Consider the following 22,271-nt stretch of genomic DNA (forward strand, 5'->3'; position numbering starts at 1 on the left):
GATGCTCATATCCCTGCTCGGGCTGCTGGCCCTGTTGATCTGCCTGTTTATCGGCCTGCCTATTGCCTGGGGCATGCTGCTGGTCGGTGTCGTCGGCTTCAGTTTCTTTGCCGGTATGGATGCCGCGCTTTCCATGGCGGCGCAACTCAGTTTCGATACCGTCATGAGCTACAGCTTTACGGTATTGCCGCTGTTCATCCTGATGGGCAATCTGGTCAATGCGTCCGGTTTGTCCAACGATCTCTATCGCGCTGCCTATGCCTTCATCGGTCACTTCCGGGGCGGCCTGGCAATGGCGACCATCCTGGCCTGTGGCGCCTTCAGTGCGCTGTGCGGTTCCAGCATGGCGACGGCAGCTGCCATGGGGCGCGTGGCCATGCCGGCGATGCGGCGCTACCAGTACGACGACCGTCTGGCGACGGGCAGTATTGCCGCCGGGGGTACGCTGGGGATTCTGATCCCACCCAGCGTCATGATGGTGGTCTATGGCATTCTGACCGATACGGACATCGGCAAGCTGTTCGCGGCGGGATTCCTGCCTGGCATTCTGGCCATCCTGATGTACCTGCTCACCATCGTCATCGTGACCGCCATCAATCCGGCGCTGGGCAAGCCTGGCGAACGGACATCCTGGCGCGAGCGCCTGTCGGCGGCCAAGGGCGTCATCACTATCACAGTGCTTTTCGTGGGCATCATGGGCGGTATCTATGGCGGGATCTTTACGCCGACGGAGGCTGCGGGGATTGGCGCATTCGGCACTTTCCTGATGACCTTGTACCGCCGGGGCTGGAATCCGCGCCTGTACCTCACCGTGCTGATCGAAGCCGCCCAAACCACGGCCGTCATGTTCGCCCTGGTGATTGGTGCGCTGGCCTTCAATAACTTCCTCAATGTGGCCGGCTTGCCGGCGGGCCTGCAGGCTTGGGTGCAAGGCATGGATGTGCCGCCGTTGGTGGTGATTCTGGCGATCTGCCTGATCTATCTGGTGCTGGGTTGCTTCCTGGAAACCATGTCCATGGTGCTGCTGACTGTACCGATTTTCTTCCCCGTCGTCGCGGGGCTGGGCTATGACCTGATCTGGTTCGGCATCGTGGTCGTCGTCGCGGCCGAAATCAGCCTGATCACGCCGCCCCTGGGCCTGAACCTGTTCATGATCAAAAACATCATGCCGGAGATCGGCCTGGGCACGCTGATACTCGGCGCCATTCCGTTCGTCCTGACCGATATCACGCGCCTGCTGATCCTGATTCTGGTGCCCTGGATCATCATGGTCTTGCCCAATAGCATGGGTTGAACCTGCCGGTTTTTGTTTCTGCATGCCCAGGCATGCATCCTTCCCTCTCTGGAGAAAGCCATGAAGCTATCCAAAATCCTCTGTCTTGGCGCGGTGTCCCTGGCCGCTGCCATCGTGCCGCTGCGCGGCGCCGTTGCCCAGGAAGTGCTGCGCTTTTCCAACTGGTTGCCGCCTACCCACTACATCGTGCAGGAAATGCTGATGCCCTGGGCTGCGGATGTCGAGCAAGCCACCGAAGGGCGGGTCAAGGTGGAATTCATCAACGCGCTGGGCAAGCCGCCTGCGCACCTGGATCTGGTACGCAATGGCGTGGCAGACATGGGCATGTCGGTGCACAGCTATACCGCCAACCGCTTTCCGCTGATCGAATTCGCCGAGCTGCCGTTGACGACCGAAGATGGTGAAGTCAACTCGGTTGCCTACTGGCGGACTTACGATAAGTTCATGAAGGACGCCGGCGAGCACCGGGGCGTGAAGCTGCTGGGCCTGTGGACCAGCCCGGCAACGGTGATCTTCACGACCAAGGAATCGCTCGATGGCCTGGATTCCCTGAAAGGCCTGAAATTGCGTTCGCCCAGCCCCTTGTTCGATACCATCGGCCAGAAACTCAATTTCGTGACGGTCAATGCCCCGGCGTCGGAAAGCTATGAAATGCTGTCGCGCGGGGTGATCGACGGGATGTACTTCCAGTACGACCAGATCGAAAACTTCAAGCTGGACCGCCTGATCCGCAGTGCGCTGCAAGCGCCGGGCGGCTTCGGCAAGAGCAGCCAGTACATGTTCATGAACGAGCGCAAGTGGAACCGCTTGTCCGAAGCAGACCGCGCCGCCATTGAAAAACTTTCGGGTGAGCATATCGCCCGTGCATTCGGCGGCAAGTGGAACGACTCCGAGCAGCAAGCCATCCAGCGCCTGACCGATGCCGGCCTGAAAACGACCAAGCTGGAAGGCGCGGAACTGGAGGCGCTGCGTGAACGCCTGCAATCCATTGAAGATGACTGGATTGCCACGGCCGAGAAAAAGGGCGTAGATGGCAAGGCCGCGCTGCAATACTACCGTGAGCAGATTGCCGAGCTGGAAAAGGAAAAAGCAGGTTCCTGATTCACGAGTCATGCCGGGCTGCCGTTGGCAGCCGGATGCTCACAGGGTATCGCAAGTGCAAAACTGCCGGCCTGGTCAGGTCGGCAGTTTTTTTCGTTTCAAGAGATCGTGGCGTGCCAGGGCAGGCGGATCGGAGACGCTCAAAGCGGCGCGTGATTCAGCAGGGAGAGCGCCTGATTGACTTCAAATATCTTCGCATTGACCTGCGGGATGCCGAAGGATTTGAGCCTGGCGCTATGCATCTGCAGATAGGCGTCGGCGCTGGCATGGTCTGCGAACAGATAGATGCCGCCGGCTTGCCCGGCAGCTTCATTGGCGGTCCAGATTTTCCAGATCAGGCCGGGTTCGGTGGCGATGGAGCGTGCCAGGTCTTCCATGGCAGTTGTCATGGCCGAGCCCCAGGGGCCGGCATAAGGAAAATCGACTTGCAGCAGATAGGGCATGGGCAGACTCCGTCGCCAGGAAAGGTAAGGGCCGCCTTGTACCGGCGACCGCAGCAAACTCGCATGATAGCGGGTCGCACACCCAAGACGCAGCGTGGCGCGATGCGGGGGATGGCGTGGCGATAGATGGGCGCGAGGAGGGACGATGCCTGGCGGCATGCATCCGGCTCTTGATTGTTGAAACTATTTATGCGCTATTGATGAAGGCGGCTGAAAATAGAATCCTGATTTAATGAGGGAAATTATAAATTTTGGTCTCCATGACTAAAAGCCTGTTGTGCAGGCCATGTATCCATGAGACCAATTGCAATATTTCAGCATGAAGCTACCCAGGGTCCTGGTGTATTGCGGAATCATCTGGAAAGAAACGATATTCCGTATCGGATTATTTTTCCTGCTGCTGAGAAGAAGTTTTCTTTCAGTGCCAGAGGATTCGGCGGCGTGGTGGTGCTGGGGAGTGATCATTGCGCCAATGAGGCCTTGGGCTGGATTGACCAGGAACAGCATTTTCTGCAGGATGCCATTGGCCGCGATATTCCCATATTAGGGCATTGTTTCGGGGCACAGATGATGGCCAGGGCGATGGGCGCGAGCGTCCGAAAAAACCTTTATGCCAATATCGGCTGGGGGGACGTCTGGGTTAGCCCAGCCGCGCAACAGGCCATGGGTTTGCCTGCACACGCCACTATCTTTAATTGGCATTACGACACGTTCGATATTCCCCCAGGGGCCGTGCGTACCATGATGGGCAGCCATTGCCGCAACAAGGGCTTCCGTTACGGGCGGCACTGGGCGTTTCAGGGGCATCTGGAAGTGACCGAAGCGGGCATCGCCAACTGGTGCCGCGCCGGGCGTCAGGAACTGCTGCAGGCCAGTGGTCCTGCTGCGCAGAGCGAAGCCAGCATCCTGGCGGCAATGCCCAGGCACCTGCCGGTGCTGCATCAAATCGCACGCAGTGCCTATCAGGCCTGGATGGAACAGCTGGATCGTCCTCGCGTGTTTTCATTCGGCGGGCCGATGCGTCCGCTGACCCGCTTGCGGATGGCCTGGCCCGGCTAGCGGGCCGCTTTCCATATGCCATCTTTATGCGTTCGCATAAAAACACTGTCCCGATTTTATATTGAAAATTCTAGAATTTTCTTCTGGCAAATTCGGCATTCAAAGGCAATAAAAAAGGCCGTTTTTTTAATGGCAACCGGCATTCATTGATGCCGTATTTGCCGGGTTTTCAATTGAACGAATCAAGGGGCGAAAATGCATGCATCCTGGGTGGAGATATTGGTGGCAGTGATGTCGGTCGGGCTTTTTATTTATCTTTTTTATGCATTGATCCGTGCCGAGAAGTTTTGAATGATTTCAAGCGGCTGGGCCGTGAAAGGGGAATGCAATGGACGATGTGTTTTTTGTGGCCGTTGTAATTGTGTTTTTTATGCTTGCCATCGGTGTGGCGGTTGGCATTGATAAAATCTGATGGGTGCTGGCATGTTTGACGATATCATGCAATTCGTCGCTGTCCTCGCCGTAATGGGATGCCTGGTTCTATTGCTGGGCAAATGGATAGCGCGCTTTTTTACCAGTCCTGCGCATAGTTTTCTGGAACGGGGAACCTACCGGATTCTGGGCGTGAATCCTGACGAAAAAATGTCATGGAAGCGCTACGGGATAGCCCTGCTGCTTAGCAATGCCGCGATGCTGTTGCTGGGCTATGCGCTGTTGCGTCTGCAGGGCTATCTGTCTATGGATCCGCTGGCACGGGCGGCGCAGGCGCCGGATCTGGCCTTCAATACGGCAGTGTCGTTTACGACCAATACCAACTGGCAGGCCTATTCGGGCGAATCCAGCCTGTCGAACCTGTCGCAGATGGCCGTCATTACATTCCTGATGTGCATCAGCGCCACCACCGGGCTGGCGGCGGCAGGCGGCTTCATGCGCGGGTTGTGCAGCAGAAATGCGCAGGACATTGGCAATTACTGGGTGGACTTTACGCGTTCGCTGTACCGCCTGTTGCTGCCAGCCTGCTTTCTGATGGCCTTGGTCTATGTATGGCAGGGCATGCCGCAGACGCTGAGTGCGGATGTGGTCGTCACGACGCTGGAAGGTATCAAACAGCAGATCATTCTGGGGCCGGTCGCCAGCTTTGAAACGATCAAGCACCTGGGCACCAACGGCGGAGGTTTTTTCGCCATGAATGCAGCCCATCCGTTTGAGAATCCCACGCCTTTTACCAATACGCTGCACATGCTCAGCATGCTGCTGGTGCCGGCTGCGCTGACCTATGCCTTTGGCACCATGCTGGCGAACAAAAAACAGGGTTGGGCCTTTTTTGCGGCTTTCCTGGTGATGTTCGTGGGCTTTCTGTCCTTGATCTACAGCGTCGAACAGGCCGGCAACCCGCTGCTGACCCCCTTGGGGGTTGATCAGGCCCAGACTGCGGCGCAGGGGGGCGGCAACATGGAAGGCAAGGAGCTGCGCTTCGGTATGGCGCAGACCAGCATGTTCGCGACGGTGACTACCGCCGCCACGACCGGTTCCGTCAATGCGATGCACTCATCCCTGACCCCGCTGGGCGGCCTGGTTCCGATTGCCCAGATGATGCTGAATAACGTTTTTGGCGGTATCGGTGTCGGTCTTATCAATCTCATCAGCTACGCGATCCTGACAGTCTTCCTGGTCGGCATGATGATCGGGCGTACACCCGAGTTCCTGGGGAAAAAAGTCGAGGCGCGGGAAATGAAGTACGTGATGCTGGCCTTGCTGGCGCACTCCTTCAGCATCCTGGGGTTCACCGCGCTGGCGGCCCTGATGCCCGATACGGTCAAGAGCTTATCCAATATGGGGCCGCATGGTTTCAGCGAGGTGCTGTACGCCTATGCCTCCGGCACGGCCAATAACGGTTCCGCGTTTGCCGGTCTCAATGCCAATACGCCGTTTTTCAATCTGACGATCGGCCTGGCCATGCTGGTTGGCCACTATTTGACACTGGTGCCCATGCTGGCAGTGGCTGGCGTGCTGGCGGCCAAGAAAACCGTTCCGGCCGGGCCGGGCACGCTTTCTACGGCGACGCCGCTATTTTCCGGGCTGCTGATCTTCGTGGTGCTGGTGGTGGGCGGCCTGACATTCCTGCCCGCGCTGGCCCTGGGCCCGATAGTCGAGCATCTGCTCATGCTGGCCGGAACGACCTTTTGAGGACGAACATTATGCAATCCGAAAAAATCCATGGGCAGTCAACGGACGGGCTGCCGCAACCGCTGTTCAAGGGCCTGGGCCGGCCCGCGCTGGCCTCTGCGGTATTTTTCATGCTGTTGACGGGGCTGGCCTATCCCCTGGCCACGACGGGCGTCGCCAATCTCCTGTTTCCCGAGCAGGCGCAGGGCAGCCTGATCCAGTCTGGCGGCGCGCTCGTCGGCTCGCGGCATATCGGCCAGTGGTTCACGCAGGAACGCTATTTTCATGGTCGGCCCAGCGCAACCATGGGTAGCGATCCGCAGGACCCGGCACAGACGATAGCCCAACCGTATAACGCGGCCGCCAGCGGCGCCAGCAATCAGGGCGTGCTCAGCAAGACCTTGCTGGACGGCGTTGCCGGGCGCGCCCAGGCCTACCGCGAGGTCAATGGCCTGGCCGCGGATACACCTGTGCCGGTCGATGCTGTCACGGCATCGGCGTCGGGGCTGGATCCGCACATTTCCGTCGCCAATGCGCGTTTGCAGGCCGGGCGGGTGGCGCAGGCGCGGGGCCTGCCAGTCGAACACGTCATGCAGCTGGTCGAGCAGCACACCAGCGGGCGGCAGTTCGGCCTGTTGGGCGATCCGCGCGTCAATGTTCTGGAACTCAACCTTGCGCTGGACGCCGCCGATCCGGCAGGCCAAGCCGCGCAATAGGTCAGGGAGCGAAATATGGCATCCATAGAAACTCAAGCACCGCAACACGATCAAGGCAGCGGTGCTCGCAAGCCGCTGTCGTGGGCAGCGGTGATCGGTGCATCCTTCATGAAACTGTCGCCACGGGTACAGGCCAGGAATCCGGTCATGTTCGTGGTGTATCTCGGCAGCATCGTCACGACCATACTGGGAATTCAGGCCCTGGTCGGACAGGGCGAGGCACCGGCTGGATTCATCTGGGCCATCTGCGCCTGGCTCTGGTTCACCGTGCTGTTCGCCAATGCGGCCGAAGCGCTGGCCGAAGGACGCGGCAAGGCGCAAGCGGACGCCTTGCGCTCTACCCGCAAGCGGGTGATGGCGCAGGTATTGAAAACACCGGATCGCCTGAGCGCGTCGAGCCCGGTTCCCAGCGATGCCCTGACGGTGGGCGACTACGTCCGGGTCGAAGCCGGGGAAATCATTCCTGCCGATGGCGAAGTCCTGCAAGGCGCCGCTTCGGTCGATGAATCCGCCATTACGGGGGAATCGGCCCCCGTGATCCGGGAATCGGGGGGCGACTTCTGCTCGGTAACCGGAGGCACCCGCGTGCTGTCCGACTGGATCGTCATGCGGGTGACGGCCAAACCGGGCGAAGCTTTCCTGGATCGTATGATCGCCATGGTGGAAGGCGCAAAGCGGGGCAAGACGCCTAACGAGATCGCGCTGAACATTTTGCTGGTGGCACTGACCTTGATGTTCCTGCTGGTGTGCGTGACGCTGTTGCCTTTTTCGCAGTTTGCAACCGTCATTACCGGTACCGGCGTGCCCGTCACGATCACGGTTCTGGTCGCCTTGTTGGTGTGCCTGATTCCGACCACGATCGGCGCTTTGATGTCAGCGGTCGGTGTGGCCGGCATGAGCCGCATGATGCAGGCCAATGTGCTGGCGACCTCGGGCCGAGCCATCGAAGCGGCGGGGGATGTCGATGTGCTGCTGCTGGACAAGACCGGCACCATTACGCTGGGCAACCGCGAAGCTTCTGCCTTCCTGCCCGCGCCTGGCGTCAACGAGCAGGCCCTGGCCGATGCGGCGCAATTGGCCTCGCTGGCGGACGAAACCCCCGAAGGCCGTTCCATCGTGGTGCTGGCCAAGCAGAAATTCAATCTGCGTGGCCGTGAACTGCAAGGCGCGCAAGCCTTGGCGTTCAGCGCGCACACTCGAATGAGCGGTATCAATATCGACGGACGGCAGATCCGCAAGGGCGCGGCCAATGCCATCCGTAGCTATGTCGAATCCTTGGGCGGTATTTTCCCGACGGATGTGGCCAGGACGGTTGAGGCTGTTTCCAGCCGTGGCAGCACGCCTCTGGTCGTGGCCGAAGGCAGGCAGGTGCTGGGCATTGTGGAACTCAAGGATATCGTCAAGGGCGGCATCAAGGAGCGCTTTGCCGAACTGCGCGGCATGGGTATCAAAACGGTGATGATCACCGGCGACAATGCCTTGACGGCAGCGGCGATTGCGGCCGAGGCCGGGGTGGACGATTACCTGGCAGAAGCCACGCCTGAAGACAAGCTGCGTTTGATCCGCAAGTATCAGGACGAGGGCAGGCTGGTCGCCATGACCGGTGATGGCACCAATGATGCGCCGGCATTGGCGCAGGCCGATGTGGCGGTTGCCATGAATAGCGGCACGCAGGCCGCCAAGGAGGCGGGCAATATGGTGGATCTGGACAGCAACCCCACCAAGCTGCTGCGGGTGGTGGAGGTAGGCAAACAGATGATCATGACGCGAGGCGCCCTGACGACCTTCAGCGTCGCCAATGACCTGGCCAAGTACTTTGCCATCATTCCGGCGGCTTTCGTGGCGACCTATCCTGCTCTGGATGCGCTGAATATCATGCATCTGCATAGCCCTGGTTCCGCGATTCTCGCGGCGGTCATCTTCAATGCGCTGGTCGTGATTGCCTTGATCCCGCTGGCCTTGAAGGGGGTGCGCTATCGGGCCGAGCCGGCCAGCCGCCTGTTGAAGCGCAATCTGCTGGTATATGGGCTGGGAGGCTTGATTGCGCCTTTTATCGGGATCAAACTGATAGATCTGGCCCTGATCCCATTTTTCTGAACACGAGAGCTGCCCCGGCGGGTGGGGGCAGCCGGCATCTCCAGGTAGCACCATGGCAAATCAAGCGGTGAGGTAGAGGATGGCAGAGGATCGTCCGGATCCCGACGAACTGCTGCAGGTGATCGAAGACGACCTGCAGCGGTCCCGGCGCGGACAGCTCAAGATTTTCTTCGGGGCCTGTGCCGGGGTGGGCAAGACCTACGCCATGTTGCAGGCCGCGCATCAGGCGCAGGCCGAAGGCGTGGCGGTGGCCATCGGTATCGTGGAAACCCATGGCCGCCAGGAAACCCTGGCGCTGACGGAAGGGCTGCCAGCCTTGCCGCGCCGCATGCAGATGCACAATGGCCGCCGGGTGGCCGAGTTCGATCTGGAAGGCGCGCTGGCGTCAGGCTATCGGCTGCTGGTGGTCGATGAACTGGCGCATTCGAATGTCAGCGGCAGCCGGCATGCCAAGCGCTGGCAGGATGTGGAGGAATTGCTGGATGCCGGGATTGATGTCTATACCGCGCTGAACGTGCAGCATCTCGATAGCCTGAACGATGTCGTGGGAGGCATTGTCGGGGTGCGGGTACGGGAAACCGTGCCAGACCGTATCTTTGACCGAGCGGCGGATGTCGTGCTGGTGGATCTGCCGCCGGATGACCTGCTGGCCCGCCTGAGCGCCGGCAAGGTCTATCTGCCGCCATCGGCGGCGCAGGCGCGCCAGAATTTCTTCCGCCGCGGCAATCTGATCGCCTTGCGGGAACTGGCGTTGCGCCGCATGGCCGACAGGGTGAATGCCGATGTGCATGTTTACCGCATTTCACATGCCATCCGGCGCGTTTGGCCGACGCGTGAACTGCTGATGGTATGCGTGAGCGCCGATGCGTCCCAGGAAGCGCTGATACGCGAAGGCGCCAGGCTGGCGCAGCAATTGCAGGCGCCATGGATCGTATTGCATGTGGATCTGCCGCACGAACACGGCAATTTCAAGGCGCAGGAAGCGCTATTGCGCCTGGCGGCCAGCGCGCAGCATGTCGGGGCGGAGTTCGTCAATATCGCCGGCCAGGATGTCGGGCAAATGATCCTCGGCTATGCCAGGCAGCGCAATGCGACCAAGCTCGTCATGGGCAATGCGGCGGCACGGATGCCCATCCCCTTCAGGCGTGGCTGGGCAGAACGCGTGGCGCGGGCGAATCCGGAAATGGGTATCGTACTCGTGCGTATCGACGGCGTTTCGGGCCGTCCGCTGCGCTGGACGTTCGAGAAACCGCCAGAACCCGCCAAGGCACTGGGGCTGGCCACGCTAGCCTGCGTGGCGACGAGTGTGCTGGCGAGCCAGTTGCTGCAGTTTTTCGATCACTCCAACGTCGTGATGCTGTTCCTGCTGACTGTCGTTGCCATCGCATTGATGCTGGGGCGCCTGGCGGGCGCCTGGGCATCGCTGCTGTCGGTCGGGTGTTTCACGTTCTTTTTTGTCGAACCGCGTTTTTCGTTTTCCATCCGCGACACCCAATACTTCTTTACGTCCGGCGTGATGCTGGCGGTCGCGCTGATCATCGGGCAACTGGCGGCCAAGCTGAAGGCCGAGGTGCGGGGCGCCAGGGATGGCGAGCGGCGGGCAGCCGCGCTGGTGCGCGTTACCCGTGGCCTGGCCGGGGCCATTGCGGTCGAACAGGTCGTTGAAGTTTGCCAGGAAACCATAGCGCCATTGTTTGAAACCCAGCTGGCGCTGCTGTTGCCAGACCCTGGCGGACGGCTCTTCACGACGCGGCATGCGGGGTTCGTCGAGTTGTCCGTCGCTCAATGGGTGTTTGACCATGAAGAAGAAGCCGGGCAGGGCACGCAGACCTTGAACGGGGCGCAAGCCTTGTACCTACCCCTGAAAGGGCCGATGGCGCCGCGCGGCGTCCTGGCGGTGCGGCCTGGCTCCCGAGCGCTATCGAGCACCCCGGCCAGCCGCCGCTTGCTGGATGCCTGCTGTTTCGCCATCGGGCAGGCGTTGGAACGTATCCATTTTGTCGAGGTGGCCCAGGACACCATCGTTCGCATGGAAGGCGAGAAAATGCGTAATACCTTGCTGTCGGCGGTGTCGCATGACCTGAAAACGCCGTTGACGGCCATCCGGGGCCTGGCTGAAACCCTGGAGCATCCGGGTGTGCTATCCGCGCAGGAGCAATCCGACATCGCACGTTCCATCCGCGTGGAATCCGATGAGTTGCGGCGCCTGGTCGGCAGTTTGCTGGATCTGGCGCGGATCCAAAGCGAAGGGGTAAAACTGCACAAGGAATGGCATGCGCTGAGCGAGATCGTCGGCAGCGCCCTGGCGCGTATCGAAACGACGCTGGGCCCGCGTAAACTGGTCACGGATTTTCCCCCCGACCTGCCGCTGGTAGAACTCGATGCCGTGCTGATGGAGCGCGTGCTGATCAATCTGCTGGACAATGCAGTGAAATACACGGGGCCGGACAGCACCATCACGATCCGGGGCATGAGCGCAGGCGAAGCCATGTACCTGATGGTGAGCGATGACGGCCCGGGCTTGCCGCCGGGGGATCCGGAAAAGCTGTTCGAATGGTTTACCCGTGGGCAGAAAGAATCTTCCATCGCCGGGGTAGGGCTGGGCCTGGGGCTTTGCCGGGCCATCGTGGCGGCGCATGGCGGCGTGATCCGCGCCAAACCCGGCCAGCCGCGCGGCGTAACATTCGAGATCCGTTTGCCGCTGCGCGCCGCGCCAAAGGTGGATGCCGAGGAAGCTGGGACATGAGCCGGAACAAGATACTGATTGTCGAAGACGAGTCGAACATCCGGCGTTTTGTCCGGATTGCGCTGGAGCAGGAAGGCATGGGCGTGTCCGAGGCTGCGACGGGTGCGCAAGCCCGCATGGAGGTCGTGACGCGCCGCCCGGATCTCATCATCGTTGATCTGGGCCTGCCGGATGAGGACGGCAAGGACCTGATCCGGGAATTGCGCAGCTGGGTGTTTGCCCCAATCCTGGTGCTGTCTGCACGCGAGCGCGAAGAAGAAAAGGTCGAAGCGCTCAATGCCGGGGCGGACGACTATCTGGTCAAACCCTTCGGCGTGCCCGAACTGACGGCCAGAATCCGGGCTTTGCTGCGCCGCTCGCAAGTGGTGGCCAATACGGAGGCGGCTTCATCGAAAGTCGGTTTCGGTGATGTCGTGGTGGATCTGGCTACGCACGAAGTCACCCGGGCGGGCCAGTTGGTGCATTTGACGCCGATAGAGTTCAGGTTGCTGACGGCCTTGATCCGGGGGCATGGCAAAGTGCTGACGCATCAGCAGCTGCTGCATGAAACCTGGGGCGCATCGTACACCGACCGGCCACATTATCTGCGCGTTTATATGATGCAGCTGCGGCAGAAACTGGAGCAGGACGTGTCGCAGCCCAGGCATTTGCTGACCGAGTTGCAGGTCGGGTATCGCTTGTCCGGCCTGTCTATCGCCGGTAATCCGGTTTGAGTGACTGCCGGTATGGGTCGCCACCCGCCCCGGCAATGGGCAGGTGGCGCGAGGCCGGCCAGGGAAAAGCGGCAGCGGCAATGGCAACGCCTAGGCGGCCCAGTTATCGTAGTTTTCCAGGCAGCGTACCAGCTGCGCCGCCCATTCGGTAGCCGGCGCGGCCAGGTGCAGCGCCTGGCCGGCACGCACGATGGCGCCGTTGATGGCTTCGATCTCTGTCGGACGCCGGTTGAACACATCTATGGCCATGGAAGGAATATGGCCCCGGGTTTTCTCGGCCACGTGCAGCACATGCTGCAAGGCCGCTTGCCGTGAGATGCCCAAGCCTTTGGCATTGGCGATGTCGGCGGTTTCGAACACAATCCGTTCAAGCATTTGCCGTGTGCCCGGATGATCGACCACATGGCCGACATTTTGCCGGGTGATGGCGCACAAGCTGTTGAGCGAGGCATTGACCAGCAGCTTCATCCAGACTTCCCGTTCGACCTGATCGGAAATGATAGTGTGCAGGCCGCTTTGGTTCATCAGTTCGCACAGTGTCTGCAGGCGTGCGTCCGGTTGCTGGTTGAGCGGCCACATCGCCGTGTGCAGATTCAGGTCGCAGGTGACATGAATGTGGCCTGGGCCATCGAGGTCGCTGGTCAGGGTGCTGAAGCCTTGCACGATCTGATCGGGTGCCAGCAGTTCCCGCATGACTTCAATATTGCCCAGGCCGTTCTGCAGGCTGATGACCTGCGTATCGGGCGTAATGGCGCTTTGCAGTCCGTCGAGCAGCGCGGCGCGGGTGTGTGGGGATTTGACGAACAGGATGACGGCATCCATGGCCGGCAGGCTGGTCGGGTCGCTGGTGGCAGCCACCTGCACGACTGCGTCGCGGTCGTCGAAGCGCATGCGCAGGCCGCCGTTCTGGATGGCGGCGACATGGGCCTGATTCCGGTCGTAGAGGATGGGCTGGCAGGTACGGGCGAGCAGGCCTCCGAAGAGGCTGCCCATCGCGCCTGCGCCGATAATGGCGATTTTCATGGGCGGTCCGCTAGTTGATCAGGTTGGGCAAGCCGGTCGCGATGCCGGGAATCAGGAACACGCTGGCCAGGATCACCAGCTCTATCACCAGGAACGGCACGGCGGCGCCATAGATCTGCGGCAGCCGGATGGACGGCGGGACGACGCTTTGCATCACGATCAGCAGCAGGCCGAATGGCGGCGTCAGCAGGCCGATTTCCAGGGCGATCAGCATCATCACACCCAGCCATACCGTATCCACACCTGCGGCCAGCGCCAGGGGCATGAAGAAGGGCAGGGTAATCATCATCATGCTGATCTGATCCAGCACGGTGCCGATGACGAGCAGCACCAGCAGCATGCAGATCACCAGGACCGTGGGCGACAGATTCATGTCCTTGATCATGCTGAGAAAACCGGTGCTGGCACCGGAGAAACTCAGCAACTGGGCGAAGGTCGTGGAGGCGGCCAGAATGAACAGGATCACCACCGACACCTTGGCGGTTTCGATCAGGCTCTTCCACAGTGCGTGCAAAGAGAAGGCACGGTAGCAAAAGGTTGCCAGCACCGAGGCCAGTACGCCAATGGCGGCCGATTCCGTGGGCGAGGCCCAGCCCGCCAGCATGGAGCCCACGACGGCGATGAAGATGCCCAGCAGCGGCAGCACGTTTTTGACGAAAGGCAGCCATTTCTCCATGCCGGAGAGGCTGGTGCCGTCCTGGTCGGAAGCCGGTGCATCCTGCGGGCGCAAGCGGCTGCGGATGATGACATAGCCCAGGAAGCCGATGGCCATCAGCATGCCGGGCAGGATGCCGCCGATCAGCAGGCGTTCGATGGAAATGCCCGCCAGGCTGCCCAGCATGACGGCCAGCGCCGAGGGCGGAATCAGCATGGCAATGCCGCCCACCGCCATGATGGGGCCCATGGACATGGTCGGGTGGTAGCCGCGTTTCATCATCTCCGGCATCATCACGCCGCCCATCATGGCCGTATTGGCAATGGAGGAACCGGACAGGGTTGCGAAAGTCGTGCCTCCCAGGATGCTGACGATGGACAGTTTGCCCGGCACCTTGTCGATGGCTTTTTCTATCGAGTCGATGGCCTTGAAGGCCAGCCCGGTATGAAATAGCACTTCTCCCATGAGCACGAACAAGGGAATGGGCGTGAGTGAAAAGCTGACCAGCGACGAGGTTGTGTTGCGCACCCATTGGCCCAGGCCGATCTCGCCGCCCAGAAAGGTGAAGGCGCCGATCAGGTTGACGGCCAGGAAGGAAAAGACCACCGGCGCACCGATAGCCATGAAGAAGAACAAGGTGCCCAGCATAAGGGCCAGTGCGTAGTACCAGTCCATGATCAGTTTCCTTGTTGACGCAGCGCTTGCAGGGACAGGTAAAGCCGGCGCAGGAACTCTATGCAGAGCAGGCTGGCGCCGAACAGCAGCGGCATATTGAGCCACCATTCGGGAAAGACGATTTCCTTGAAGACCAGGCTGCCCTGGGTTGCTGCATCCATCGCCACCAGCAGCGATTGCCAGGCCAGCACGGCGCAGACGATGACGCCGGTCAGGTTGCACAACACTTCACATAGCTGGGCCGTCAGGCGCGGCATCTTGGTGATCAGAACGTCGATGCGGATATGGCCGCCCTGGTACAACAGCCAGGGCGCGGCCACGAAGGTGGCGAGCATCAGCATGTACTCGGAGATTTCTACGCTGGAGGGCAGCCAATTCAAGCCCAGGTTGCGCAGAATGACGTCGCAACCGATCAAGAGGGCCATCAGGCCGAAGGTCAGGGCGCCGACTGCGCCGCAAGCCGACATGAGTCGCTGATAGGCATGGGCCAGGGGCGAACGCGGCCGCTCCTGGCGCTCTATGGCAGGGGTGTGCATGATGTGCCTTTCGGATAAATCCCGGGTGCTGGGGCCAGTGCAGGGCAGCACCCGGGGCAGGAAGGGAGCAGGGAAGCTATCAGTACGTCAGGCTCAGGGCTTGGCGTCGCCGTGCCCGAACAGGCGTTCGATGTCCGCAGCGTGGCGCGAGCCGGTCTTGGCAATGCCGTCCCAGCCGGCCTGATAGGCGACGGCCCGCATGGCCTGCGCTTCGGCTTCAGGCAAGGTGATGGTTTGCACGCCAGCCTGGGCCTGGCGTTCCTTTTCCTTGATGGCCAGCGCCAGGTCTTCCTTGTTCAGTGACTCAATCCATTCCACTTTTTCTTTCAGGAAGGCTTTTTGCGCATCGTCGAGCTTTTCCCAGCTTTTCTGGTTCATGAACAGGCTGACTTCGACGTTATAGAAGCCCGGTTCGATGCGGTACTTGGTCTTTTCCTGCCAGCCCAGATCCAGCACGCCAACCGAGGGCCAGCCATAGCCGTCCACGACGCCGCGTTCCAGGGCGGTATAGACTTCGCCCGGCGGAATCTGCAGCGCGGAAGCATTCACGGCGCGGAAGAAAGCCAGATAGGTCGGTACGCTGCGCAGTTTCAGGCCTTTGAGGTCTTGCACGCTATTGACCGGCTTGTTGCTGTAGATGTGGTACTGCAAGCCATCGGTCAGGCGGCCGAGCCACAGCATATTGGCTTTTTCGCGGTGGATCTGATCCATCAATGCATGGCCACCATTGGCGCGCAGTTCCTGGATAGGCTTGTCGGTCAAGGTCATGGCCAGCGCTTCCGGCACCATGTTGGCATGGAACACGGCAGAGCTATTGGCCAGATCCACGACCCCGGCGCGTACGGCATTGCCGACTTCGAAGGTGGGGATGGCTTCCGGGCCGCCGATCATCTGGATTTGCAGAATGCCCTTGCCGTCTTCATTGACTTTATCGACAAATACCTTGAAGCGGTCGGTGAAAAAAGTATCGGTGTTGAAGGCACTGACCGCCTTCAACGTCGTTTCTGCCGCCTGGATCGCCAGGGAGTGACAGGCCAGCACAGTGGCAGCCAGGGTAAGGGCAAGGTGTTTTTTGCTCATGGTGCAAGTTCCGAGATAACCGCATGGAAGAACGGCGTGGCGCATGTCTGGACACCGCATGGCCAGGGTTTGATGCCTGTGATGGAATTAATTCCATATTGAATATTTTATTTATCAACATATCAATTTGGGGATGATGGGAAACCATTAAGCGTATGCCCTGATGGCGCCGGCGGGACGAGGGGATACTGGCGACAAGCCGGGGCGGGGTTTTCCCTTGAAATCCGATTTCCTTGCGCGAATTGGATGATGGCTGCGTGAAATGGATAGCTGCTTGCGGGGCGCTTTTCTAGCATTGCCGCCAACGGCCTGGATAAAAAGCAGGCGCAGCCGTAGCAGCCAGATGGCGCACGGACCGGGCCGTCAGCCCGTTCATGGCCGGGCGCGCCATTCAGGCGGCAGCGCAAGCTGCTGCCAAAGACAACAACCGGAGACAACAAGTATGCGGAAGAAAGGAAAACAGGCTGGGTTGCGGCTGGCGACGTTGGGGCTGCTCTGTGGCGCCCTGGCGGGCGGCGCGGCTAATGCAACGGAAGGAGGCGGCCTGCCGGTCTATCCCGATGGGCTGGAAAACTTCATGTCGGGCGCTTTGCCGCCTCCTGGCGTGCACTTTATGACCTATGCCGGCGCGCTGCATTACGACAAGGTACGGGACGCTTCGGGCGATCGGATTCCCATTCCGGGTTTCAAGGTCAATGTGGGTGTCGTGGCGCCCCGCGTGGTCTGGGTGACGGATCAGCAGGTGCTGGGCGGGCAACTGGCCTTTCATGCGATTGCGCCGCTGCTGACCGTCAAGGCGGAAGCCATGGGTGAAAGCCAGCGCAAGAGCGGGCTGGGGGATATCGTGTTCGGCCCGGCGCTGGGCTACCACCCCAGCGCGAGCATGCACTATGTGCTGGGCCTGGATGTGTATGCCCCGACCGGACGTTATCGCAAGGAGGATTCGGCCAATCTGGGGCGCAATTACTGGGCTTTCCAGCCTGTTGCGGCCTTTAGCTATATGCCGGCTACAGGCCTGAATGTAGATGCCAAGTTCATGTTTGATATCAACCGGAAGAACAGCGATACCGATACCCGTTCGGGTAACGCGCTGCACGTGGATTATGCCGTCGGCTGGGGTTGGGGCAATGGCCTGGTGACAGGCATAGGCGGGTTCTGGTTCCGGCAGGTCGGGGACGACCACGGCCCGAATGCCGGGCCTGGCAAGGCACGTGCTTTCGCCATCGGCCCCAGCTTGCGCTATGCCAATGACAAGGGGTTGATGATCACTGCCAAGTGGCAGACCGAAATGGGCGTGCGCAGCCGTCCGGAAGGCAGTGCCTTCCTGATCAAGGCATCCTTGCCGTTCTGATCGGCGCGGCATTTCAGCAGGACAGGACGCAGGCCGTAATGGCCTGCGTTTTTTGTTGTGCGCGACATCGGCACACATCGGCATCGGCCGTGCGCCAGCGGGAGCGCAGCGCCACTATCTCGCCGGTTTTTTGGGGTCTCGGACTGCTCTGCGTCTTAAGGGTTTGCCCTGAAGAAGCGCGCCAGAGCTCAATTTCCTGCACGAAACGGATGCTGTCTGCACAGGGTGGATAGCAGTGTCGGCAGCACGCTTCTAGCATGGAAACCGTCGATATCCAGCGGGCCGGAAGCCAGACGGTGGCCGGCGCGATAGCACAGAAAAGGAGAGGGGCATGAAAGGTTTGCAAGACAAGGTGTATCTGGTCACGGGTGGCGCTACGCGCATTGGCGCGGGTGTGGTGGAGGTGCTGCTGGGTTACGGCGCCCGCGTGGCCATTTTTGATATTGATGCGGATGGCGGGCGCCGTGCCGCTGGCGATGACGCATCGCGTGCGGTGTTCCATCAGGTTGATATCACTGATGACGCGGCGCTGCAGGCAGGGATCGAAGCGGTGGCCAAGCATTTCGGCCGGCTTGATGGCTTGGTGAATCTGGCGTGTACCTATCTGGATGATGGCCCTGGCTCGGGCCGCGCGGACTGGCTCAAGGCGCTGGATGTGAACGTGGTGAGCGCCATCCAGGCGGCGTTGGCGGTGCGTCCGCACCTGCAGCGCCAGCAAGGCAGCGCCATTGTGAATTTCACCTCCATTTCGTCCAAGGTAGCGCAGACGGGCCGCTGGTTGTATCCGGTCTCCAAGGCGGCGTTGTTGCAGGCGACGCGCAATATGGCGCTGGATTTTGCAGCGGACGGCATCCGTGTGAATTCAGTGTCGCCGGGTTGGATCTGGTCACGGGTGATGGATGAGCTGAGCGGTGGCGACCGCGCCAAAACAGATCGCGTTGCCGCACCGTTCCACATGCTTGGCAGGGTGGGCAACCCCGCCGAGGTAGGTGAAGTCGTGGCTTTCCTGTTGTCGGATGCCGCGTCTTTCGTGACAGGCGCTGACTATGCCGTCGATGGCGGCTACTCGGCCATGGGGCCGGAGCAGGGCAAGCCGGCGATTCCGTTGCTGGCAGGCTGAGCGCCAGGCGGGCATGGCAGCAGGGCCTGTCGTTGGCCCTGTGTTCCTTTCATTTCAAGCATCGCGCCAAATATGCCGGATCCCATGCCGGCAGGCCGGAAAAATAGAGAAGATCAGGAGAAGACAATGCGCAAGATTGCAATTATCGGTGGTGGCCAGGCAGGGATGCCGGTGGCGTTCGGGCTGCTGCAGCGCGGCTATGAGGTGTCGGTTTACACCAATCGCACGCCGGATGACATCCGCAATGGCAGGGTCATGTCCAGCCAGTGCATGTTCGCCAATGCATTGGATGTGGAAGCGGGATTGGGGATTGATCACTGGGCGGCGGACTGTCCGCCCGTCGAGGGGATAGGTTTCGCACTGCCCGATCCTGAGCATCCTGGCCGCAAGGCGGTCGATTGGAGCGCCCGTCTGGATCGCGTGGCGCAGGCGGTGGACCAGCGCGTGAAAATGCCGGCCTGGCTGGAGGAGTTCGCCAAGCGCGGCGGCAATCTGGTGATCGAGGATGTAGGCGTGGCGGAGCTGGAGCGTATCAGCGCCGAGCATGATCTGACTATTCTGGCTGCCGGGAAGGGCGAAGTGGTGAAGTTGTTCGAGCGCGATGCCAGCCGTTCGCCTTACGATAAGCCGCAGCGTGCGCTGGCGCTGACCTACGTGCACGGCCTGGCGCCCACGCCGGAATATTCGCGTGTTTCCTTCAATTTCGTGCCGGGTGTAGGCGAGTATTTCGTGTTTCCGTCGCTGACGCTGTCCGGCCCTTGCGACATCATGGTGTTCGAGGGGGTGCCGGGCGGCCCCTTGGACCGCTGGCGCGATGTGCAGGGCCCGGCCGACCACCTGGAGCGCAGCCTGGATTTCCTGCGTACTTTTCTGCCTTGGGAAGCCGACCGTGCCCGCAACGTCGAGCTGACTGACTCGATGGGCTATCTGTCCGGCGCTTTCCCTCCGACCGTGCGCAAGCCGGTGCTGACCTTGCCGTCGGGCCGCATGGTGTTGGGTATGGGGGATGCGGTGGTCGTCAATGATCCGATTACCGGCCAGGGTTCCAACAATGCGGCCAAGGCGGCCAAGGTCTATCTGGATGCCATTCTGGCCCGTGGCGAGCAGGCTTATGATCGAGCCTGGATGGAGCAGGTGTTTGAGAGCTATTGGGCCTATGCGGGGAAGGTGGTTCAATGGACCAATTCCATGCTGGCGCCGCCCTTGCCGTCGGCCCTCAGTCTGTTGATGGGCGCGCAGGCGCATCCGGCCTTGGCACATTTTCTGGCGAATGGTTTCAATCATCCGCCGAGCTATTTCCCGGCCTGGACGGATATGGCCGCGGCCGAAAAACTGATCAGTGATTGTGCGGCCGGCAGTCTGGCGGCCTGAAGGAGAAATACCATGTCTGTGTCTTCCATCCAGGAAAAGCCGGCTGTCGTGCTTGATAGCCGTGCCTTCCGGCAGGCGTTGGGGCATTTCCCCACGGGGGTTGCGGTCGTGACGACGCGTGGCGCCAATGGCCGGCCGGTGGGGCTGACCATCAATTCGTTTTCCTCGCTGTCCCTGGATCCTCCGCTGATTCTGTGGAGCCTGGTGAATCATTCTCCCAGTCTGGAGACGTTCCTGGCTTGCAGTCATTTCGCTATCAATATCATGAGCGAGGCCCAGGCGGAGCTGGCGTTGAATTTTGCCAATCCCAGGGTGGAAGACAAGTTCGCCATGGCCAGCCATATGGATTGCGAGGAAGGGATTCCCCTGATCGACGGTTGCAGCGCGCGTTTTGTCTGCGAGAATTACCGCAGCCATGAGGGCGGCGATCACCGGTTGTTTATCGGCCGGGTGTTGCGCCATGAGGCCGACGGTCATGCGCCGGCGGTGTTCCATCAGGGGCGTTTTACGCGTTTGGCCGCAGGCTGAGCCAGGAACGGCATCCGACGGATGCCGTTTTTTTGGAAGGACAGGAGACAAAGAATGAATAAAAATCCTGATGCCGATGTGATTGTTGTCGGCAGCGGCATGAATTCGCTGGTGTGCGCAGCATTGCTGGCGCAGCGTGGTATGGCAGTGACGGTGCTGGAGCGCAATCCGGCACCGGGTGGTTGCATCCGGACGGAGAGCCTGTATCCGGGCTATACGCATGAGGTGCTGTCGAGCTGGTATCCGTTGTTTCTGGGTGGGCCGGCGTACGCCGAGCTGGCCGAGCCGTTGAAGCAGGTTGGCGTCGAGTTTGTTTCCTGCGATTACAGTACTGGCGTTGCCATTCCTGGCGGCCCGGGTTTGGCGTTGCGCAAGGATATTGCCGATAGCGCGGCGCGGATGAATCAGGTAGCTGCTGGTGATGGCGATGCGTTCGCCGCAATGGCGCAGCGCATGTTTGGCGCCGATGCCGGGCTGGTGTTCGGCCTGATGGGTAATGATCCCTATAGTTTCGCTACCGCGCGGCTGTTGTTCGGTGAGTGGCGCAAGCGCGGCCTGGATGGGTTGATGGCTTTTGGTTCGGAAGCGCTGGAGAGTTTGCGGCGTTGGGCGGACAGGTCGATGCACGGGAATGTGAACCGCGCGCTGCTGGCGCCCTGGGTGCTGCATGGCGGGCTGGGGCCGGATGAAGCGTCGTCCGCGTTGATCGGCAAGTTGACTTGCGCGGCGGTTGTGGCCGGCGGGATGCCGGTCGTCAAGGGCGGCGGGGCTCGTTTGGTACAGGGTTTTATCGACATTATCAGTGCGGCTGGCGGTTCGGTGCAGACTTCGATGAATGTCGAGCGTGTGCTGGTCGAGCACGGGCGGGCAGTCGGGGTGCAGGCGGGCGGGCAGACTTTGCGGGCACGGCGCGGCGTGGTGTGCAATGTGACGCCGGGTCAGCTTTACGGGCAGTTGTTGCCGGCGCTGCCGGAGACGGCCGCAGCTTTGGAGCAGGCGCAGCGTTTCCGGCATGGCCGTGGCGGTATGCAGATTCATTTCACACTGGATCGTTTGCCCAATTGGTGCGAGCCTGAGCTGCAGCATGTGCCTATGGTGCATGTGACCGAGAGTTTGGAGCAGGTGTGTTTGTCCGTGACCGAGGCGAATAATGGTTGTTTGCCTGTCCGGCCTACGCTGGCGGTTGGTCAGCCGGTTGCAGTGGATGCGACGCGTGCGCCAGAGGGCGGCTGGATTCTTTGGGTGCAGATGCAGGATGTGCCTTCCCGTTTGCGGGGCGATATGGCAGGGGAGATTGCGATTCCCGAGGATGGCTGCTGGAATGAGGCGGTGCGGGAGGCATATGCGGATCGCGTGCAGGCCCGGCTGGAGACGGTGATGCCAGGTTTGGGTAAGTCTGTGCTGGATCGACGGGCGTTTTCACCCGCCGATCTGGAGGCTTGGAATGTGAATTTGGTGGGGGGCGATCCTTATTCCGGTGTGTGTTCTCCCGATCAGTTTTTCTGGATGCGTCCTTTTGCCGGAGTGAAGGCAGCACGTACCGGCCGGACGCCCGTGAAGGATTTGCATCATATCGGCGCGTCGGTGCATCCAGGGCCGGGTTTGGGCGGGCAGTCGGGGTATTTGGCGGCCAAGCGGATTTCGGGGGGGAAGTAGG

The 22,271-nt window shown here is 60.9% G+C and carries 19 protein-coding genes; 14 read left to right on the forward strand and 5 right to left on the reverse strand.

Features of this window, described 5'->3' with window-relative positions:
• Window position 1: 1 nt before the first annotated feature.
• Complete coding sequence (locus tag ACNA1V_RS09855) at window positions 2-1,294, forward strand: TRAP transporter large permease (protein ID WP_415833442.1); 1,293 nt, start codon at window positions 2-4, stop codon at window positions 1,292-1,294.
• 60 nt (window positions 1,295-1,354) lie between these two features.
• On the forward strand, window positions 1,355-2,395 hold the full coding sequence (locus ACNA1V_RS09860; RefSeq protein ID WP_415833443.1) for a TRAP transporter substrate-binding protein: 1,041 nt from the start codon (window positions 1,355-1,357) through the stop codon (window positions 2,393-2,395).
• Between the two features lie 140 nt (window positions 2,396-2,535).
• On the opposite strand, the gene ACNA1V_RS09865 is transcribed toward ACNA1V_RS09860, so the two are convergent.
• Window positions 2,536-2,838 carry a monooxygenase gene (locus ACNA1V_RS09865; protein ID WP_415833444.1) on the reverse strand — a complete coding sequence of 101 codons (303 nt, stop codon included), beginning with the start codon at window positions 2,836-2,838 and terminating at the stop codon, window positions 2,536-2,538.
• Between the two features lie 294 nt (window positions 2,839-3,132).
• Between ACNA1V_RS09865 and ACNA1V_RS09870 the strand changes: the two genes are divergently transcribed.
• The 7 genes from ACNA1V_RS09870 (at window position 3,133) to ACNA1V_RS09900 (ending at window position 12,275) form a co-directional block, all read left to right on the forward strand.
• On the forward strand, window positions 3,133-3,897 hold the full coding sequence (locus tag ACNA1V_RS09870; RefSeq protein WP_415833445.1) for a type 1 glutamine amidotransferase: 765 nt from the start codon (window positions 3,133-3,135) through the stop codon (window positions 3,895-3,897).
• Window positions 3,898-4,092: 195 nt separating this feature from the next.
• On the forward strand, window positions 4,093-4,188 hold the full coding sequence (gene kdpF, locus ACNA1V_RS09875; protein ID WP_415833446.1) for a K(+)-transporting ATPase subunit F: 96 nt from the start codon (window positions 4,093-4,095) through the stop codon (window positions 4,186-4,188).
• A gap of 132 nt (window positions 4,189-4,320) precedes the next feature.
• Window positions 4,321-6,024: a potassium-transporting ATPase subunit KdpA gene (gene kdpA, locus ACNA1V_RS09880; protein WP_415833447.1), complete on the forward strand. Its 1,704-nt coding sequence runs from the start codon at window positions 4,321-4,323 to the stop codon at window positions 6,022-6,024.
• An 11-nt stretch (window positions 6,025-6,035) separates the two neighbouring features.
• A complete protein-coding gene (kdpC, locus tag ACNA1V_RS09885) occupies window positions 6,036-6,719 on the forward strand; it encodes a K(+)-transporting ATPase subunit C (RefSeq protein ID WP_415833448.1) in 684 nt (227 codons plus the stop codon).
• 108 nt (window positions 6,720-6,827) lie between these two features.
• On the forward strand, window positions 6,828-8,816 hold the full coding sequence (gene kdpB, locus ACNA1V_RS09890) for a potassium-transporting ATPase subunit KdpB (protein WP_415833465.1): 1,989 nt from the start codon (window positions 6,828-6,830) through the stop codon (window positions 8,814-8,816).
• Window positions 8,817-8,895: 79 nt separating this feature from the next.
• Window positions 8,896-11,562 (forward strand): DUF4118 domain-containing protein, encoded by a 2,667-nt coding sequence (locus tag ACNA1V_RS09895; RefSeq protein ID WP_415833449.1) that lies wholly within the window; start codon window positions 8,896-8,898, stop codon window positions 11,560-11,562.
• Window positions 11,559-12,275: a response regulator gene (locus ACNA1V_RS09900; protein ID WP_415833450.1), complete on the forward strand. Its 717-nt coding sequence runs from the start codon at window positions 11,559-11,561 to the stop codon at window positions 12,273-12,275. The genes ACNA1V_RS09895 and ACNA1V_RS09900 overlap by 4 nt, the downstream gene beginning before the upstream one ends.
• Window positions 12,276-12,365: 90 nt before the next feature.
• Here the strand turns inward: ACNA1V_RS09900 and ACNA1V_RS09905 are convergent, their stop codons facing one another.
• The 4 genes from ACNA1V_RS09905 to dctP all read right to left on the reverse strand — a co-directional run bounded on the left by ACNA1V_RS09905 (window position 12,366) and on the right by dctP (window position 16,244).
• Window positions 12,366-13,298, reverse strand: a complete 933-nt coding sequence (locus ACNA1V_RS09905; RefSeq protein WP_415833451.1) for a ketopantoate reductase family protein — start codon at window positions 13,296-13,298, stop codon at window positions 12,366-12,368.
• A gap of 10 nt (window positions 13,299-13,308) precedes the next feature.
• Window positions 13,309-14,628, reverse strand: a complete 1,320-nt coding sequence (locus ACNA1V_RS09910; protein ID WP_415833452.1) for a TRAP transporter large permease — start codon at window positions 14,626-14,628, stop codon at window positions 13,309-13,311.
• 2 nt (window positions 14,629-14,630) lie between these two features.
• Window positions 14,631-15,164 (reverse strand): TRAP transporter small permease, encoded by a 534-nt coding sequence (locus ACNA1V_RS09915; protein WP_415833453.1) that lies wholly within the window; start codon window positions 15,162-15,164, stop codon window positions 14,631-14,633.
• 93 nt (window positions 15,165-15,257) lie between these two features.
• On the reverse strand, window positions 15,258-16,244 hold the full coding sequence (gene dctP / locus ACNA1V_RS09920; protein WP_415833454.1) for a TRAP transporter substrate-binding protein DctP: 987 nt from the start codon (window positions 16,242-16,244) through the stop codon (window positions 15,258-15,260).
• A gap of 442 nt (window positions 16,245-16,686) precedes the next feature.
• Here dctP and ACNA1V_RS09925 point away from each other — a divergent pair, with 442 nt between their 5' ends.
• From ACNA1V_RS09925 to ACNA1V_RS09945, 5 genes are all read left to right on the forward strand, one after another.
• Window positions 16,687-17,595 (forward strand): SphA family protein, encoded by a 909-nt coding sequence (locus ACNA1V_RS09925; RefSeq protein ID WP_415833455.1) that lies wholly within the window; start codon window positions 16,687-16,689, stop codon window positions 17,593-17,595.
• A gap of 331 nt (window positions 17,596-17,926) precedes the next feature.
• Complete coding sequence (locus tag ACNA1V_RS09930) at window positions 17,927-18,715, forward strand: SDR family oxidoreductase (RefSeq protein ID WP_415833456.1); 789 nt, start codon at window positions 17,927-17,929, stop codon at window positions 18,713-18,715.
• 126 nt (window positions 18,716-18,841) lie between these two features.
• A complete protein-coding gene (locus tag ACNA1V_RS09935; protein WP_415833457.1) occupies window positions 18,842-20,086 on the forward strand; it encodes a styrene monooxygenase/indole monooxygenase family protein in 1,245 nt (414 codons plus the stop codon).
• A 12-nt stretch (window positions 20,087-20,098) separates the two neighbouring features.
• Window positions 20,099-20,614 (forward strand): flavin reductase family protein, encoded by a 516-nt coding sequence (locus ACNA1V_RS09940; protein ID WP_415833458.1) that lies wholly within the window; start codon window positions 20,099-20,101, stop codon window positions 20,612-20,614.
• A 54-nt stretch (window positions 20,615-20,668) separates the two neighbouring features.
• Window positions 20,669-22,270 (forward strand): phytoene desaturase family protein, encoded by a 1,602-nt coding sequence (locus tag ACNA1V_RS09945; protein ID WP_415833459.1) that lies wholly within the window; start codon window positions 20,669-20,671, stop codon window positions 22,268-22,270.
• Window position 22,271: the final 1 nt, after the last annotated feature.

Origin of the sequence: Kerstersia similis, from assembly GCF_965139615.1 — a bacterium.
In the GTDB taxonomy this organism is placed as follows: Bacteria; Pseudomonadota; Gammaproteobacteria; order Burkholderiales; family Burkholderiaceae_B; genus Kerstersia; species Kerstersia similis.